Annotated in this window: 14 protein-coding genes; 12 read left to right on the top strand and 2 right to left on the bottom strand. The window is 70.2% G+C overall.

Translation table 11 applies throughout. The features are described 5' to 3' along the window. Positions 1 to 69: 69 nt before the first annotated feature. Positions 70 to 735, bottom strand: coding sequence for a bifunctional DNA primase/polymerase (locus AB0I51_RS10470; RefSeq protein WP_362973406.1), 666 nt, complete (start codon positions 733 to 735; stop codon positions 70 to 72). A 446-nt stretch (positions 736 to 1,181) separates the two neighbouring features. Between AB0I51_RS10470 and AB0I51_RS10465 the strand changes: the two genes are divergently transcribed. From AB0I51_RS10465 to ftsH, 6 genes are all read left to right on the top strand, one after another. Beyond that, positions 1,182 to 2,666, top strand: coding sequence for a hypothetical protein (locus AB0I51_RS10465; RefSeq protein ID WP_362973404.1), 1,485 nt, complete (start codon positions 1,182 to 1,184; stop codon positions 2,664 to 2,666). 573 nt (positions 2,667 to 3,239) lie between these two features. Further along, on the top strand, positions 3,240 to 4,571 hold the full coding sequence (locus AB0I51_RS10460) for an ammonium transporter (RefSeq protein ID WP_362973402.1): 1,332 nt from the start codon (positions 3,240 to 3,242) through the stop codon (positions 4,569 to 4,571). Continuing rightward, positions 4,568 to 4,906 carry a P-II family nitrogen regulator gene (locus AB0I51_RS10455; RefSeq protein ID WP_055725071.1) on the top strand — a complete coding sequence of 113 codons (339 nt, stop codon included), beginning with the start codon at positions 4,568 to 4,570 and terminating at the stop codon, positions 4,904 to 4,906. Before AB0I51_RS10460 ends, AB0I51_RS10455 begins: the two co-directional genes overlap by 4 nt. A gap of 25 nt (positions 4,907 to 4,931) precedes the next feature. After that, positions 4,932 to 7,382, top strand: a complete 2,451-nt coding sequence (locus tag AB0I51_RS10450; protein ID WP_362973400.1) for a [protein-PII] uridylyltransferase — start codon at positions 4,932 to 4,934, stop codon at positions 7,380 to 7,382. Between the two features lie 225 nt (positions 7,383 to 7,607). Further along, the gene (ffh, locus tag AB0I51_RS10445) at positions 7,608 to 9,161 is read left to right on the top strand and encodes a signal recognition particle protein (protein ID WP_362973398.1); all 1,554 of its coding nucleotides are present in this window, start codon (positions 7,608 to 7,610) and stop codon (positions 9,159 to 9,161) included. Between the two features lie 50 nt (positions 9,162 to 9,211). Further along, a complete protein-coding gene (gene ftsH / locus AB0I51_RS10440; RefSeq protein WP_362973396.1) occupies positions 9,212 to 11,149 on the top strand; it encodes an ATP-dependent zinc metalloprotease FtsH in 1,938 nt (645 codons plus the stop codon). 6 nt (positions 11,150 to 11,155) lie between these two features. On the opposite strand, the gene AB0I51_RS10435 is transcribed toward ftsH, so the two are convergent. Further along, complete coding sequence (locus AB0I51_RS10435) at positions 11,156 to 12,013, bottom strand: SAM-dependent methyltransferase (protein ID WP_362973394.1); 858 nt, start codon at positions 12,011 to 12,013, stop codon at positions 11,156 to 11,158. Between the two features lie 198 nt (positions 12,014 to 12,211). Between AB0I51_RS10435 and proS the strand changes: the two genes are divergently transcribed. The 6 genes from proS (at position 12,212) to trmD (ending at position 16,926) form a co-directional block, all read left to right on the top strand. After that, positions 12,212 to 13,627, top strand: a complete 1,416-nt coding sequence (proS, locus tag AB0I51_RS10430; protein ID WP_362973392.1) for a proline--tRNA ligase — start codon at positions 12,212 to 12,214, stop codon at positions 13,625 to 13,627. Between the two features lie 260 nt (positions 13,628 to 13,887). Continuing rightward, positions 13,888 to 14,484: a hypothetical protein gene (locus tag AB0I51_RS10425; RefSeq protein WP_019068763.1), complete on the top strand. Its 597-nt coding sequence runs from the start codon at positions 13,888 to 13,890 to the stop codon at positions 14,482 to 14,484. A 286-nt stretch (positions 14,485 to 14,770) separates the two neighbouring features. Beyond that, positions 14,771 to 15,190 (top strand): 30S ribosomal protein S16, encoded by a 420-nt coding sequence (gene rpsP / locus AB0I51_RS10420; protein WP_362973389.1) that lies wholly within the window; start codon positions 14,771 to 14,773, stop codon positions 15,188 to 15,190. Between the two features lie 2 nt (positions 15,191 to 15,192). After that, positions 15,193 to 15,432 carry an RNA-binding protein gene (locus tag AB0I51_RS10415; protein ID WP_005479813.1) on the top strand — a complete coding sequence of 80 codons (240 nt, stop codon included), beginning with the start codon at positions 15,193 to 15,195 and terminating at the stop codon, positions 15,430 to 15,432. Between the two features lie 115 nt (positions 15,433 to 15,547). Then, positions 15,548 to 16,093, top strand: coding sequence for a ribosome maturation factor RimM (gene rimM, locus AB0I51_RS10410; RefSeq protein WP_362973387.1), 546 nt, complete (start codon positions 15,548 to 15,550; stop codon positions 16,091 to 16,093). Continuing rightward, positions 16,093 to 16,926: a tRNA (guanosine(37)-N1)-methyltransferase TrmD gene (gene trmD / locus AB0I51_RS10405; RefSeq protein ID WP_362973385.1), complete on the top strand. Its 834-nt coding sequence runs from the start codon at positions 16,093 to 16,095 to the stop codon at positions 16,924 to 16,926. Before rimM ends, trmD begins: the two co-directional genes overlap by 1 nt. The last annotated feature ends 98 nt before the right edge of the window (positions 16,927 to 17,024 follow it).

Genomic DNA, 17,024 nt, shown 5'->3' with positions numbered 1-17,024 from the left:
AGTCGGCCCCTCCCAAAAAGTGCCCGGCCCCATCTCATCCTTGGGGGCGGGCACTTCGTCGTTCTGCGGCTACGCCCGCGACCTGTGTGCCACGTACGCCAGCGTGCCCAGGAGCAGGCGGGCCGCCGGTGGCCTCGTCGCCGAGTCCAGTGCGGGGGAGCGGAGCCAGCGGACCGGGCCCAGGCCGCCCCGGTCGGAGGGCGGTGCGGTGATGTGGGTGCCGGGGCCCAGGCCGCGCAGGTCGAGTGAGGTGGGGTCGTCCCAGCCCATGCGGTAGAGCAGGGAGGGGAGTTCGGCGGCCGCACCGGGGGCGACGAAGAAGTGGGCGCGGTGATCGGGGGTTGCCGCGACCGGACCGAGCGGGAGGCCCATCCGCTCCAGGCGGGCGAGCGCGCGTCGGCCTGCGGGCTCGGCCACCTCGATGACGTCGAATGCTCGGCCCACCGGCAGCATCACCGACGCGCCCGGCAACTCGGCCCAGGCCTCGGTGACTTCGTCGAGGGTCGCGCCGGCCCGCACCTCGGGCGCGAAGGCCAGCGGATGCGCGCCCGGCGCGGTGCACTTGGTGTCGCCGCAGGAGCACGCGCCGCCCGCGGCCCGCGCGCCCGCGACCACGTCCCAGCCCCACAGCCCGGTGAACTCGGCCACGGCCGTGCACTCCGAGGTGCGGCCGCGGCGGCGCGTGCCGGACCGGATGTCGCGGATACCCCGGCTGCTGCCGATCGTGAAGCCCATGCCCCCTCCAACGGGTCCAACGCACCGGTGGTTACGAGACGGATGCGGATCGTCACTCTGCGTCCACGCCTACCCGGTGCGGCTGGGTCCAGGCGGCGCCCAGGAGCATCCCGGGTGGTGTGCTGAGCGGCACGCGCCCCTGCATGCACCGCTACGCCCACCTCCGGCCGTCCTATGTCAAGTGAATCGTGCGCGGGCAACCGTAGGTTCATTCGAAGGGGTGGCGAATGGTGGCGTTTCCGGGATCGCCGTGGCTGGACGGGTGATCGTAGGATTACTTTGTGTGCACAAGCCCTCGGGGCACATGCACTCGTGGGTATGCCGGAGGCAACTCGTCATCTCGTTCGAAGGGTGACAAGTGCGGGACGGGAAGCCGTATTTACCGGCATTCTGATAGGGCTTGGCGCACAGCGGCGACAAGTGGTTCCAGGGATGGGGGCGTTCCAGTGGGCGGCAACGGCGGAAGCGGGACGACCGCGGCCAGTACGGACAAGCGCCCCAATGAGCTGCTCGGCTCGTGGTTCGTGCGCAGCGGCTGGTCCAAGGGTGAGTTCGCGCGTCAAGTCAACCGGAGGGCCCGGCAGTTGGGGGCCAACCACATCTCCACGGACACCTCCCGCGTGCGCCGCTGGCTGGACGGCGAGAACCCCCGCGAGCCGATCCCGAGGATCCTCTCGGAGCTGTTCTCCGAGCGCTTCGGCTGTGTCGTCTCGGTCGAGGACCTGGGCCTGCGCGCCGCCCGCCAGGCACCCTCCGTGTCCGGCGTCGACCTGCCCTGGACGGCCCCGCAGACGGTGGCCCTGCTCAGCGAGTTCTCGCGCAGCGACCTCATGCTGGCGCGGCGCGGCTTCCTCGGAACCTCGCTGGTCCTGTCCGCGGGGCCGTCCCTCATCGAGCCCATGCAGCGCTGGCTGGTCCCCGGCCCCTCGGCCCTCCCGCCGGAGCTCGAGCCGACGGGTCCCTCCCGGCACGTGGGACGGCTCTCCCAGCCGGAGCTGGAGCTGCTGGAGTCCACCACGGCGATGTTCCGCAAGTGGGACGCCCAGTGCGGCGGCGGCCTGCGCCGCAAGGCGGTCGTGGGGCAGCTGCACGAGGTGACCGACCTCCTCCAGGAGCCCCAACCCGAGGCCACCAACCGCAAGTTGTTCAAGGTCGCCGCCGAACTCGCCGAGCTGGCCGGGTGGATGTCGTACGACGTGGGCCTGCAGCCCACCGCGCAGAAGTACTTCGTCCTCGCCCTGCACGCGGCGAAGGAGGCGGGCGACAAGCCGCTCGGGTCGTACGTGCTGTCCAGCATGAGCCGCCAGATGATCCACCTCGGCCGGCCCGACGACGCGCTGGAGCTGATCCACCTCGCGCAGTACGGCAGCCGGGACTGCGCGAGCCCGCGGACCCAGTCGATGCTGTATGCGATGGAGGCCCGCGCCTACGCCAACATGGGGCAGCCCGGAAAGTGCAAGCGGGCCGTCCGGATGGCCGAGGACACCTTCGCCGACGTACACGACTGGGACGACCCGGACCCGGACTGGATCCGCTTCTTCTCCGAGGCCGAGCTGTACGGAGAGAACTCGCACTCCTATCGCGACCTCGCCTACGTCGCCGGCCGCAGCCCCGCCTACGCCTCGCTGGCCGAGCCCGTCATGCAGCGGGCGGTGGACCTCTTCGCCAAGGACGACGACCACAAGCGCTCGTACGCGCTCAATCTCATCGGCATGGCCACCGTGCACCTTCTGCAGCGGGAACCGGAGCAGGGCACGGTGCTCGCGGCCGAGGCGATGACCGTCGCGAAGAAGGTGCGCTCCGAGCGCGTCAACACTCGTATCCGAAAGACCGTCGACACGGCGGTCCGCGATTTCGGGGAACTGGCCGAAGTCATCGACCTCACCGACCGTCTCGCCATCGAGCTCCCGGAGACCGCCGAGGCGGTCTGAGCACCCAGGACCCCGGCCGCGGCCGGCCTTCCCGAACCGCCCGACTCGGCTCCCCCATGCCAGGTCATCGGAAGGCCGACCGCGGCCGGTTTCATGCACGGCCGCCTACCGGGAGGCGTCGGTGCGGCAGGTGAGGGCCGGGTGGTCAAAGGACCGTCCGGCCCCTTGGGACTCGTATTCGAAAGACCGTCCGCGCGGTGGTGCGCGGTGCGGGTGGTCCGCCCGGAATCGCCGACCTCGCCGGCAGCCTTCCGACCGGGCCGCGGGAGAGCGCCGAAAGGGCCCGGACCCCATGCCCCGGCGCCCGCGCGCCGGGCCGCCGGAACTCCGGCCGCGGCCGGTTTCACGCCGTCGGGGAAGGTTGCGCGACGATAACGATCGCCCGGCCGGAGATCCGGCAGTTCATCGACGCGTAACACACACGGCGCCTTCGTCACTCCGGCGAAACAACGTGGGGCTTCGACCGAAACCGCGCTGCGCCAATCTCATGGCGCATAACCGGACCCCCCGCCTTGACCGGACCGCATCCAGGCTTCGCCCGCACGGGGCCGTACAACCGACGAGGAGACGCCGATGGCATCAGCCGCCATCACGCTTGCCGCGGAGGCACCCAAACTGTCCTCCGCGAACACAGGCTTCATGCTCATCAGTTCCGCACTGGTGTTGCTCATGACACCGGGACTCGCCTTCTTCTACGGAGGCATGGTCCGCGTCAAGAGCACCCTGAACATGCTGATGATGAGCTTCATCAGCATCGGGATCGTCACCATCCTGTGGGTTCTCTACGGCTTCTCGCTCGCCTTCGGTTCGAGTAACGGCTTCATCGGCTACGACTCCGACTGGCTGGGCATGAGCAAGGTCGGCCTGACGGACCTCTGGCCCGGCTACACCATCCCGATCTTCGTCTTCATGGTCTTCCAGATGATGTTCGCGGTCATCACGCCGGCCCTGATAAGCGGTGCCATCGCCGACCGCGTGAAGTTCTCGGCCTGGTCGCTCTTCGTCGCCCTGTGGCTGACCGTCGTCTACGTCCCCGTCGCCCACTGGGTGTGGGGCGCCGACGGCTGGGCCTACAAGCTCGGTGTGATCGACTTCGCCGGTGGTACCGCGGTCCACATCAACGCCGGTGCCGGCGCTCTCGGTGTCATCCTCGTCATCGGCAAGCGCGTCGGCTTCAAGCGTGACCCCATGCGTCCGCACAGCCTCCCGCTGGTCATGCTCGGCGCCGGTCTCCTGTGGTTCGGCTGGTTCGGCTTCAACGCCGGTTCGTGGCTCGGCAACGACGACGGCGTCGGCGCGCTGATGTTCGTCAACACCCAGGTCGCCACTGCCGCCGCCATGCTCGCCTGGCTCGCCTACGAGAAGATCCGCCACGGCGCGTTCACCACGCTCGGCGCCGCCTCCGGTGCCGTCGCCGGTCTGGTCGCCATCACCCCGTCCGGTGGTGCGGTCTCCCCGATGGGCGCGATCGCCGTCGGCGCCATCGCCGGTGTCGGCTGTGCCGCCGCCGTCGGCCTCAAGTACAAGTTCGGCTTCGACGACTCCCTCGACGTCGTCGGCGTCCACATGGTCGGCGGTATCCTCGGCTCCCTGCTGATCGGCCTCTTCGCCAGCGGCAAGGGCCAGTCCGCGGTCAAGGGCCTCTTCTACGGCGGAGGCATGCACCAGTTCTGGATCCAGTGCGCCGGTGTCTTCGCGGTCCTCTTCTACTCCCTGACCGTCTCCGCGGTCCTCGCCTTCCTCCTCGACAAGACCATCGGTATGCGGGTCACCGAGGACGAAGAGGTCTCCGGCATCGACCAGGCCGAGCACGCCGAGACCGCATACGACTTCAGCGGCGCCGGCGGCGGCCTCAGCGGCGGCACCCTCACCGCTGCCACGGAGACGAAGAAGGTGGACGCATGAAGCTCATCACCGCCGTCGTGAAGCCCCACCGGCTCGACGAGATCAAGGAAGCCCTCCAGGCCTTCGGGGTCCACGGTCTGACGGTCACCGAGGCGAGCGGCTACGGTCGTCAGCGGGGACACACCGAGGTCTACCGGGGTGCCGAGTACACGGTCGACCTGGTCCCCAAGATCCGCATCGAGGTGCTGGCCGAGGACGACGACGCCGAGCAGCTGATCGACGTCATCGTCAAGGCCGCCCGCACCGGCAAGATCGGTGACGGCAAGGTCTGGTCCCTCCCGGTCGACACGGCCGTCCGGGTCAGGACCGGCGAGCGCGGACCGGACGCGCTCTAAAAAGAAACAGAACAGGAGTCGCTGGGTGACGAGTACGGACGTGCGCAAGGATGCAGAGGACTCCGGACCCAGCGGCTACGCGGCGGCCCGGCTGCGCCTCCTCACTGAGGGGGCGCGGTCCGGGCCGCCGCGCCGTGCCGCCCTCGCCGAACTGACCGACGACTGGCTGACCGGCCTCTTCACCGCCGGCAACGAAGCACTCAAGGGCGTCTCCCTGGTCGCCGTCGGCGGCTACGGCCGCGGTGAACTCTCCCCGCGCAGCGACCTCGACCTGCTCCTCCTGCACGACGGCGGCGACTCCGGAGCCGTCGCCGCGCTCGCGGACCGCATCTGGTACCCGGTCTGGGACCTGGGCCTCGCCCTCGACCACTCCGTGCGCACCCCCGCCGAGGCCCGCAAGACAGCCGGCGAGGACCTCAAGGTCCAGCTCGGCCTCCTCGATGCCCGCCACATCGCCGGCGACCTCGGCCTGACCGCCTCACTGCGCACGGCCGTCCTCGCCGACTGGCGCAACCAGGCACCCAGACGCCTCCCCGAACTCCAGGAACTCTGCGCCGAACGCGCCGAACGCCAGGGCGAGTTGCAGTACCTCCTCGAACCCGACCTCAAGGAGGCCCGCGGCGGCCTCCGCGACGCCACCGCGCTGCGCGCCGTAGCGGCCTCCTGGCTCGCCGACGCCCCGCGCGAGGGCCTGGCCGACGCCCGCCGCCGCCTCCTCGACGTGCGCGACGCCCTGCACCTCACCACGGGCCGCGCCACCGACCGGCTCGCACTCCAGGAACAGGACCAGGTCGCCGCCGAGCTCGGCCTCCTCGACGCGGACACCCTGCTGCGCCAGGTCTACGAAGCGGCACGCGTCGTGTCGTACGCCAGTGATGTCACCTGGCGCGAAGTGGGGCGCGTGCTGCGGTCGCGGGCCGTGCGACCGAGGCTGCGCGCCATGCTCGGCGGGGGCGCCAAACCCGCCGCCGAACGCTCACCCCTCGCCGAGGGCGTCGTGGAGCAGGAAGGCGAGGTGGTGCTCGCCCGCGCCGCGCGCCCCGAACGCGACCCCGTCCTCCCGCTCCGCGCCGCCGCTGCCGCCGCGCAGGCCGGACTTCCGCTCTCCCTGCACGCCGTACGGCGCATGGCGACCACCGCGCGCCCGCTGCCCACGCCCTGGCCCGCCGAGGCGCGCGAACAGCTCGTGACGCTGCTCGGCTCCGGCCAGCCCACCGTCGACGTATGGGAGGCGCTGGAGGCCGAAGGCCTGATCACCCGCCTCCTCCCGGACTGGGAGCGGGTCCGCTGCCGTCCGCAGCGCAACGCCGTGCACATCTGGACCGTCGACCGGCACCTCATCGAAACCGCCGTCCGCGCCTCCGAGTTCGCCCGCCGCGTCAGCCGCCCCGACCTCCTGCTGGTCTCCGCGCTGCTGCACGACATCGGCAAGGGCTGGCCCGGCGACCACTCCGTGGCCGGCGAGATCATCGCCAAGGACGTGGCCGCCCGCATCGGCTTCGACCGGGCGGACGTCGCCGTACTCGCCACGCTCGTACGCCATCACCTGCTGCTCATCGACACGGCCACCCGGCGCGACCTGGAGGATCCGGCGACGGTCCGCGCGGTCGCGGAGGCGGTCGGTACGACGAGCACCCTGGAGCTGCTGCACGCCCTGACCGAGGCGGACGCGCTGGCCACCGGACCGGCCGCCTGGTCGTCCTGGCGGGCCTCACTCGTCACCGAGCTGGTGAAGCGGGTCGCCGCCGTCCTCTCCGGCGACGCCCCCCAGGAGCCCGAGGCGGGCGCGGCCACGGCGGAACAGGAACGCCTCGCGATCGAGGCGGTGGCAACGGGCGGCCCGGTCCTCGCGCTGCGCGCCCAGACCGAACCCCCGTCCGAGGACGAGCCCGCCGGCGACCCCGAACCCCTCGGCGTGGAACTCCTGATCGCCGTACCGGACCAGCCGGGCGTGCTCCCCGCGGTGGCGGGCGTGCTCGCGATGCACCGCCTGACGGTCCGTACGGCGGAGTTGCGCGCGCTCGACCTGCCGGACGGTGTCGAGGGCTCGGTGCTGCTGCTGAACTGGCGGGTCGCCGCCGAGTACGGCTCCCTGCCGCAGGCGGCCCGGCTGCGCGCCGATCTCGTACGGGCCCTGGACGGGTCGCTGGACATCGCGGGGCGCTTGGCGGAGCGGGACGCGGCGTACCCGCGCCGCCGGGGTGTAGTGGCACCGGCGGCCCGCGTGACGGTCGCCCCGGCCGCCTCCCGGCACGCCACGGTCATCGAGGTGCGCGCACATGACGCGCCTGGGCTGCTGCACCGGATCGGGCGGGCGCTGGACGACGCGGCGATGCGGGTGCGGAGCATGCACGTCAGCACGCTGGGTTCCAACGCCGTGGACGCGTTCTATGTGACACAGGCAACGGGTGCGCCCCTGGCCGGGGACGAGGCACTGGCCGTGGCCCGGAAGCTGGAGGAGAGGCTGAGGGAGTGACCTCCCGGTCGCTCTTGCCTCGGGCAGCGTGTGCTCCCCGCTGCCGCGGGGGTGATCCGGCGGTGGACGCGTGCTGCGTCACCCGGCGCGGAATTGTTCCCCGCCGGCGCGGGGTTTCTGTCAGTCCTCGCCCGCTGAACCCAGCAGGCGGGGACGATTGTCTTGCGCGGCCGGATACCCTGGAAGACGCCCACACTGCCCCCGACTCCGAGGACCGACTCCGCCGTGTTCGATACTCTCTCCGATCGCCTTTCAGCGACCTTCAAGAACTTGCGCGGCAAGGGGCGCTTGAGCGAAGCGGACATCGACGCCACGGCGCGCGAAATCCGCATCGCCCTCCTCGAAGCCGACGTTGCCCTGCCCGTCGTCCGTACGTTCATCAAGAACGTCAAGGAGCGTGCCCTCGGCGCCGACGTCAACAAGGCGCTGAACCCGGCCCAGCAGGTGCTGAAGATCGTCAACGAGGAACTCGTGACGATCCTCGGCGGCGAGACCCGGCGGCTGCGGTTCGCCAAGAACCCGCCGACCGTGATCATGCTCGCGGGTCTCCAGGGTGCCGGTAAGACGACCCTCGCGGGCAAGCTCGGCAAGTGGCTGGGGGACCAGGGACACTCGCCGCTGCTCGTCGCCGCCGACCTCCAGCGCCCCAACGCGGTGAACCAGCTGAGCGTCGTCGCCGAGCGCGCCGGCGTCGCGGTCTACGCGCCCGAGCCGGGCAACGGAGTCGGGGACCCGGTCAAGGTCGCCAAGGACTCCATCGAGTTCGCCAAGTCCAAGGTCCACGACATCGTGATCGTGGACACCGCCGGCCGCCTCGGCATCGACCAGGAACTGATGCAGCAGGCCGCAGACATCCGCGACGCGGTCAGCCCGGACGAGATCCTGTTCGTCGTCGACGCCATGATCGGTCAGGACGCGGTCAACACCGCCGAGTCCTTCCGCGACGGCGTCGGCTTCGACGGCGTGGTGCTCTCCAAGCTCGACGGCGACGCCCGCGGTGGTGCGGCCCTGTCGATCGCCTCGGTCACCGGCAAGCCGATCATGTTCGCGTCGAACGGCGAGAAGCTCGACGACTTCGACGCCTTCCACCCGGACCGGATGGCCTCCCGCATCCTCGACATGGGCGACCTGCTCACCCTGATCGAGCAGGCGGAGAAGACGTTCAGCCAAGAAGAGGCCGAGAAGATGGCCTCGAAGCTGGCGTCCAAGAAGGGCCAGGACTTCACCCTCGACGACTTCCTGTCCCAGATGGAACAGGTCAGGAAGATGGGCAGCATCAGCAAGCTGCTCGGCATGCTCCCCGGCATGGGCCAGATCAAGGACCAGATCAACAACCTGGACGAGCGCGACGTCGACCGTACGGCCGCGATCATCAAGTCGATGACCCCGGCCGAGCGCGCCGAGCCGACCATCATCAACGGCTCGCGTCGCGCCCGTATCGCCAAGGGCTCCGGCGTCGAGGTCAGCGCCGTGAAGGGTCTGGTCGAGCGGTTCTTCGAGGCCCGCAAGATGATGTCCCGCATGGCGCAGGGCGGTGGAATGCCCGGCATGCCGGGGATGCCGGGCATGGGCGGCGGCCCCGGCCGCACCAAGAAGCAGCCCAAGCAGGCCAAGGGCAAGCAGCGTTCCGGCAACCCGATGAAGCGCAAGCAGCAGGAGCTGGAAGAGGCCAGGCGCCGCGAGGCCGGCGCGGCCCAGGGCGGCAACGCGTTCGGACTGCCCGAGCAGGGCGGCAAGGACTTCGAGCTGCCGGACGAGTTCAAGAAGTTCATGGGCTGAGTTCACCCTCTGCACATGCCAAGGGTTGGTCCGTGTCGTAACGTCCCGATATGACCAACCCTGCGCCGCCGCGCAAGTCCCCCGATCAGCCCTGGCGTACCGAGGGCACCCCCGACGAGCCCCCGAAGCCGTCGCCGGGCGGGAAGAAGATGCGCGGCGGCTGGTGGAGTCTGATCCTCACCGCGCTGGTCGTGTACCTGGTCGCCAACCTGATCCTGTCGTTCTTCAACGAGGGCGACGAGCCGACGATCTCCTACACGGAGTTCAGCAAGCAGGTCGACGCGGGCAACGTCACCAAGATCTACGCCAAGGGCAACGCGATCCAGGGCCAGCTCAAGAAGGAGCAGGAGAACCCGGACGGCGACGGCAAGTACACCAAGTTCGACACCGAGCGGCCGACCTTCGCGGACGACCGGCTCTGGGAGGACCTGACCAAGCACAACGTCACGGTCACGGCGGAACCGGTCGTACAACACCGTAGTTTTCTGGCCAATCTGCTGATCTCGCTGGCCCCGATGCTGCTCCTGGTCGTCCTGTGGCTCTTCATCGCGCGGCGGATGAGCTCGGGGCTCGGCGGCGCGGGCGGCATGCTCGGCCGCAAGGCCCCGCCGAAACCGGTCGAGCTGGAGCCGGGCAAGCCGCGCACGACCTTCGAGGACGTGGCCGGCATCGACGAGGTCGAGGGCGAGCTCAACGACGTCGTCGACTTCCTCAAGAACCCCGACGCCTACCGCAAGATGGGCGCCAGGATGCCCCGGGGCGTGCTCCTCGCGGGGCCGCCCGGCACCGGCAAGACGCTGCTCGCGCGGGCGGTCGCAGGAGAGGCGGGGGTGCCGTTCTACTCGGCCTCGGCCTCCGAGTTCATCGAGATGATCGTCGGTGTCGGTGCCTCACGCGTGCGTGAACTCTTCGCGGAGGCCCGCAAGGTGGCCCCCTCGATCATCTTCATCGACGAGATCGACACCATCGGCCGGGCCCGCGGCGGCGGCAGCGGCATGGGCGGTCACGACGAGCGCGAGCAGACCCTGAACCAGATCCTCACCGAGATGGACGGCTTCTCCGGCTCCGAGGGCGTCATCGTCATCGCGGCGACCAACCGCGCCGACGTACTGGACCCGGCGCTGACCCGCCCCGGCCGCTTCGACCGGGTGGTCGTGGTCTCGCCGCCCGACCGCGGGGGCCGCGAGGCGATCCTGGAGATCCACACCCGTGAGATCCCGCTCGCGAAGGACGTCAACCTCGCCCAGGTCGCCCGGACGACCCCGGGAATGACCGGCGCCGAACTCGCCAACCTCGCCAACGAGGCCGCCCTCCTCGCCGTCAAGCGCAAGCAGAGCGAGGTCACCCAGTCCGACCTCTCGGAAGCCCTGGAGAAGGTCCAACTGGGCGCCGAACGCCCGCTGGTGATGCCCGAGGAGGAGCGCCGGCGCACCGCCTACCACGAGAGCGGCCACGCCCTCCTCGGCATGCTCCAGCCCGGTGCCGACCCGGTCCGCAAGATCACCATCGTCCCGCGCGGGAGGGCCCTCGGCGTGACGCTCTCCACGCCGGACTCCGACAAGTACGCGTACACCGAGGAGTACCTGCGCGGACGGATCATCGGCGCCCTCGGCGGCATGGCCGCGGAACAGGTCGTCTACGGCGTGATCACCACCGGTGCCGAGAACGACCTCGAACAGGTCACCAACATCGCGCGCGGGATGGTCGCCCGCTGGGGCATGAGCGAGCGCGTCGGCCGCCTCTCCGCCCTCCCCAGCGACGTCCAGCAGGCCTACGGCCTCTCGGCGGCACCGCAGACCCTGGACGTGATCGACCACGAGATGCGCCGCATCGTCGACGAGTGCTACGACGAGGCCGTCCGCAAACTCCGCGACCACCGCGGCCAGTTGGACTCGCTCGCCGAAGCCCTCCTGGAGAACGAGACGCTGGAGGAGACGGACGCGTACCGCATCGCGGGTGTCACACGCCTCTTCAAGGAAGAGCCGTAGTCATCCTCAGGTCGTACGCGCGATCACGTACCGGAAGACGTTCGGCATCCACACCGTGCCGTCCTGGCGTCGATACGGATGCAGCGCTTCCGCCAACTCCTTGTCCACCTGCACCTGGTCCGTGGCGGTGATCGCCGCGTCGAAGAGCCCCGTGGACAGCAGCCCTCGTACGGCACTGTCGACATCGGCGTACCCGAAGGGGCACGCCACCCGCCCGGAGCCGTCAGGCCGCAGACCGGCGCGCTGGGCGACCTCCTCCAGGTCGTCGCGCAGAGCCGGCCGCCAACTGCCCGCGCTGCGCAGCGGATCCGCCATCCTGGCGGCCACCCGCAGTACGGACGACGTGGCGCAGCGCTCCGGCGGACCCCAGCCGGCCAGCACCACGGGCGACCCGTGCTCGGTCAAGGGCGTGGCTGACGCGAGCAGTTCGCCGAGTCCCTCCGCGTCGCCCGCGAGACACCCGATGGGCTCGAAGGCGGTCACCAGGGTGTACGCGGGCGTCTCCGCGTCGGCCGCGCCCCTGGAGGAGCCGTAGACGAGCCGGGTGTGCGCACGCGCGCGTGGGGACCAGGGGTCCGGCAGCAGCCGCTCCCGGGCGAGGACCAGTCGTTCGGGGGAGGAGCGCTCGACACCGGTCACCGACGCGCCTCTGGAGGCCGCCATCAGCAGGGCGAGCCCGGAGCCGCAGCCGAGGCCGAGCAGCCGGGTGCCGGGCCCCACTTCGAGTCGCTCGTAGACGGCTTCGTAGAGCGGTACCAGCATCCGCTCCTGGATCTCGGACCAGTCACGCGCGCGTGCACCCAGGTCCACACGGGGCGCGGGCCCCGCATGAGGCAGGTAGTGCCGCACGAGCGTAGGTGTCATCGAAAGCGCCCCAATCCGCCGAGAGTTGTGGCCGTGCCCGTTTCCGAGGCCCCCGTGATGTGCGCTTGCACTTCCCCCGTATGCCAGCAAACTCCGCACTCGCTACGGCGTCCAGGGTTTGTGGGGCCCGGCTTGTGGCTTCTCTGTGGGAGTGGCGAGAATTCACATGACGGCAACGTGGGCCCGTACCATCGCGCCATGGCGAAGGCACCCGTACTCACTCCCCGGGCGGACGATTTCCCCCGCTGGTACCAGGATCTGATCAGCAAGGCCGAGCTGGCCGACAACGGCCCGGTGCGCGGCTCCATGGTCATCCGACCGTACGGGTACGGCATCTGGGAGCGGATGCAGGCCGAGATGGACGCCCGGATCAAGGAGACGGGCACCGAGAACGCGTACTTCCCGCTGCTGATCCCGCAGTCCTATCTCGCCCGCGAGGCCGACCACGTCGAGGGCTTCGCGCCCGAGCTGGCCGTGGTCACCCACGGCGGCGGCAAGGAACTGGAGGAGCCCGCGGTCGTCCGGCCCACCTCCGAGATGATCATCAACGAGTACTTCTCGAAGTGGGTGCAGAGCTACCGCGACCTGCCCCTGCTGATCAACCAGTGGGCGAACGTGGTCCGTTGGGAACTGCGCCCCCGGCTCTTCCTCCGTACGAGCGAGTTCCTGTGGCAGGAGGGCCACACGGCGCACGCGACCTACGAGGAGGCGCGCGACTTCGCCGCGCACATCCACCGCGAGGTCTACGAGGACTTCATGGTCAACGTCCTCGCGATGGACGTCGTACCGGGACGCAAGACGGTCAAGGAACGGTTCGCGGGCGCGATCAACACCCTCACCCTCGAAGGGATGATGGGCGACGGCAAGGCGCTGCAGATGGCGACCAGCCATGAGCTTGGCCAGAACTTCGCCAAGGCCTTCAACACCCAGTACCTGTCCAAGGAGGGCAGGCAGGAACTGGTCTGGCAGACCTCCTGGGGCTCCACCACGCGCATGATCGGCGCCCTGGTGATGATGCACGGCGACGACGACGGACTCCGGGTGCCGCCGCGGCTGGCGCACATCCAGGTCGTCGTTCTCGCGATCAAGGGTGACGAGGCGGTTCTGGCCAAGGTCCGCGAGCTCGGGGCCCGGCTCAAGGCGGCGGGCGTCCGGGTCCGTGTCGACGACCGTACGGACGTGCCCTTCGGGCGCCGGGCCGTCGACTGGGAGCTCAAGGGCGTACCCGTACGGATCGAGATCGGGCCCCGTGACCTGGAGAACGGCACCGCGATGCTGGCCCGCCGGATCCCGGGAGGCAAGGCGCCGGTGGCGATCGACTCCCTCGTGGAGCTGCTTCCCGTCATCCTTGAGGAGGACCAGGCGCTGCTGCTGAAGCAGTCCCGCGAGCGGCGCGAGTCCCGCACCTCCGAGGTGTCCACGATCGGGGAGGCCGTCGAGGCCGCCACCGCCGGCGGCTGGGCGCGCATCCCGTGGGGGACACTGGGTGAGGAGGGCGAGGCCGAGCTGGCCGAGCACGCGGTCACCGTACGGTGTCTGGTCGCCGAGGACGGGTCGGTACCGGACGCCGACAGGGCACCCGGTAACGTCGCGGTCGTCGCGCGCGCCTACTGAGGCGGCGGCCTCCGGCGGCAGAGCGGCCGAAAGGCCTCTTGCGCAACGGCGGACAACAGCTCCCCCGGCGCGCGGACACCGTCTACGCGCCGGGTCGTACGTAGGACTACGCACCAGCTTGGTATGAGCTGTGTGGCTTCTCCGCAGATCAGCGCACCCGCCCTCGTCAGGACGCATCAGCGGCAACTGACGGGTACGTGCAAATTATTTGGGATGCCCCGGAATCGGAACACAGGGGCACTCCGGCTCGTTGTCATTACGTGAGCACGACACAGACACCACCTGTTCTCGCCGCAGAGCTGGCAGAGGCGTGGGCCGACATTCAGCGGTACCACCCCGAACTGCCCGATCTGGCCGCGCCCGAGTCCCTGATCGGAGAGTCGTCGTCCGCTTGCGGACACGAGCTCTCCTTCGAGCGACTGCTCCATGAGGCAGTCCATGGCATCGCCGCCGCGCGCGGCGTGCGCGACACGTCCCGTGCCGGCCGCTACCACAACCGCAGATTCCTTGCGATCGCCGAGGAACTGGGCCTGGACCACCCCGACGAACCGCACCCCAGCAGCGGTTTCTCGCTGGTCCAGCTCAACCCCGAGGCCAAGCGGCGCTACCGGCCGACGATGGAGCGTCTCCAGCGCGCGCTGAAGGCGCACACCGTCGCCACCTCCGCCGACACCTCCCGCACCTTCCGCGGCCCGGCCGCCCGGCACGGCTCGTCCGGCGGGGGCGTCCGAGTCAAGGCGGTGTGCGACTGCGGTCGCAACGTACGGGTCGTCCCGTCGGTGCTGGCCCAGGCGCCGATCGTGTGCGGGGGCTGCGGCAAGCCCTTCCGCATTCCGGAGGTCGTGGGCGCGGCCTGAGGGTGCGGCCGCTCGTGGCAGCCGCACCCCGCAGGGCCGGGTTGCGTACACCCGCGCCGGTCACCTCCCGGCGCCGGGTGTCGCTTCCGTATGGGCGGGAGCATGCGGGGGCATGCTCCCCGGTCGGGCGAACCGCCAGGGTGTGGCACAATGGCTAGCTGTACTCGACAGCCGCACAGGAACCCTCTCGCCTCCGGCTGACGCGTCCATCGGGCACTCGGGTACCGCAACCCCACGCGGCCATCTGCCGTGCCCAACCACGTCAAAACCAGGAGAACCCACTCCCGTGGCAGTCAAGATCAAGCTGAAGCGTCTGGGCAAGATCCGTTCGCCTCACTACCGCATCGTCGTCGCCGACTCCCGTACCCGCCGTGATGGCCGGGCCATCGAGGAGATCGGCCTGTACCACCCGGTGCAGAACCCCTCGCGCATCGAGGTCGACACGGACCGCGCGCAGTACTGGCTGGGTGTCGGCGCGCAGCCGACCGAGCCCGTCCTCGCCATCCTGAAGCTCACCGGCGACTGGCAGAAGTTCAAGGGCCTGCCGGCCCCGGCTCCGCTGCTCGTGGCCGAGCCGAAGGCCGCCCGTCCCGTGTTCGACGCCCTCGGTGGCGACGACGCGAGCAAGGGTGAGGCCATCACCCAGAAGAAGAAGGCCGACAAGAAGGACGAGGCTGCGGCCGAGTCCGAGTCGACCGAGGCCTGAGCATGCTCGAGGAGGCTCTCGAGCACCTCGTGAAGGGCATCGTCGACAACCCTGACGATGTGCAGGTCGCCTCGCGCGACCTGCGTCGCGGACGCGTGCTGGAGGTCCGGGTGCACCCCGACGACCTCGGCAAGGTGATCGGTCGCAACGGCCGCACCGCTCGCGCTCTGCGCACCGTCGTGGGCGCAATCGGCGGCCGAGGCGTCCGCGTCGACCTCGTCGACGTGGACCACGTCCGCTGACGTTTATCGCAAACCGGCTCGGGCCGGGGAGGGCCTGCGGGCCGTCCCCGGCCCGTCGTCGTACTGGTCCCCGTACCAGTCGTCGTACTCGTCGTACTACAGGAGAGCAAGCACAGTGCAGCTGGTAGTCGCTCGCATCGGCCGCGCCCACGGCATCAAGGGCGAGGTCACCGTCGAGGTACGCACCGACGAGCCGGAACTCAGGCTCGCCCCCGGAGCCGTCCTGGCCACCGAACCCGCCGCCACCGGCCCCCTGACCATCGAGACCGGCCGGGTCCACAGCGGTCGGCTCCTCCTGCGCTTCGAGGGCGTGAGCGACCGCACCGGCGCCGAGGCCCTGCGCAACACCCTCCTGATCGCCGAGATCGACCCGGAGGAGCTGCCGGAGGAAGAGGACGAGTACTACGACCACCAGCTGATGGACCTGGACGTCGTCACCAAGGACGGCACCGAGGTCGGCCGGATCACCGAGATCTCCCACCTGCCCTCCCAGGACCTCTTCATCGTCGAGCGCCCCGACGGCAGCGAGGTGATGATCCCGTTCGTCGAGTCGATCGTCCTGGAGATCGACCTGGAGGAGCAGCGCGCGGTCATCGACCCGCCGCCCGGGCTGATCGACGACCAGGCGGAAATCGTGTCCTCCAGGGAGGAGGAGGCGTAATGCGGCTCGACGTCGTCACGATCTTCCCCGAGTACCTCGAACCGCTGAACGTCTCCCTCGTCGGCAAGGCACGCGCGCGTGGACAGCTGAATGTGCACGTGCATGATCTCCGTTCCTGGACGTACGACCGCCACAACACGGTCGACGACACCCCCTACGGCGGCGGCCCCGGCATGGTCATGAAGACCGAGCCCTGGGGCGACGCCCTGGACTCCGTCCTGGCCGACGGCTACGAGACGGGCTGCGGCGCGCCCGCGCTCATCGTGCCCACGCCCAGCGGCAGGCCCTTCACCCAGGAACTCGCCGTGGAGCTCTCCGAGCGCCCCTGGCTGATCTTCACCCCCGCCCGCTACGAAGGCATCGACCGGCGGGTCATCGACGAGTACGCGACCCGTATGCCCGTCTACGAGGTGTCCATCGGTGACTACGTGCTCGCCGGCGGCGAGGCTGCCGTCCTGGTCGTCACGGAGGCCGTGGCGCGCCTGCTGCCGGGTGTCCTGGGCAACGCCGAGTCCCACCGCGACGACTCCTTCGCGCCCGGGGCCATGGCCAACCTCCTGGAGGGGCCGATCTACACCAAGCCGCCCGCCTGGCGCGGCCGGGAGATCCCGGACGTGCTGCTCAGCGGCCACCACGGCAAGATCGCCCGCTGGCGGCGCGACGAGGCGCTGAAGCGCACCGCCGCCCACCGGCCCGACCTGATCGAGCGCTGCGAGCCCAAGGCCTTCGACAAGAAGGACCGCGAGATGCTCTCGATCCTGGGCTGGGCCCCGGATCCGGCGGGGGAGCCGTACGGCCGATTTTGGCGCAGGCCGGACGGCGTGGAAGAATAGGTCGCTGTTGTGCGTCGTCCGGCGTGCGCCCCTGCCACAGGGGGACACGACGCCCGCCCCGGCACGGACAGCATCCTTCCGAAAACCCAGCTCCCGCT

It is taken from the genome of Streptomyces sp. NPDC050549 (assembly GCF_040655035.1).
Lineage (GTDB): Bacteria > Actinomycetota > Actinomycetes > Streptomycetales > Streptomycetaceae > Streptomyces.
Note: the sequence above shows the minus strand (reverse complement) of the source record. Positions and strands in the feature narration are given on the sequence as shown.